Below are 396 nucleotides of genomic sequence, written 5' to 3' on the forward strand. Positions count from 1 at the left end.
GTATGCGTGGAAAAAATGGCTGGCGGATGAAAACTTCGCGCATCAGGAAGTTTCCTCTATGCAAAAACTGGCCACAGACCCCGGAGAGATACCATTTTGCAGTCAGTTTGCCCGCAGCGACGATCATGCTCGCATTGGCTGTTGTGAGGATAACGCCCGAATCGCAACCGCTGGGTATGCCGCGCAAATTGCCAGTATGGGTTATAGCGTGCGGATTGGAAGTGTCGGCTTTAACAGTCACATTGGCAGCTCCGGTGAACGCGCACGGGTTGCTGTAACCGGTAATTCTTCGCGGATAAGCAGCGCTGGAGATAGTAGTCGGATTGCGAATACCGGAATGCGAGTACGCGTTTGTACATTGGGTGAACGGTGTCATATCGCCAGTAATGGTGACCT

1 protein-coding gene is annotated in these 396 nt (G+C 52.5%); it reads left to right on the top strand.

All coding sequences use genetic code 11. From position 1 onward, the window contains the following. Positions 1–208: 208 nt before the first annotated feature. Positions 209–396 (top strand): hypothetical protein (locus ACEWB7_RS18500; RefSeq protein ID WP_411581161.1); only part of this gene is annotated, 188 nt, incomplete at its 3' end.

It is taken from the genome of Acinetobacter sp. NIOH-H-8 (genome assembly GCF_046635365.1).
Classification (GTDB): Bacteria; Pseudomonadota; Gammaproteobacteria; order Pseudomonadales; family Moraxellaceae; genus Acinetobacter.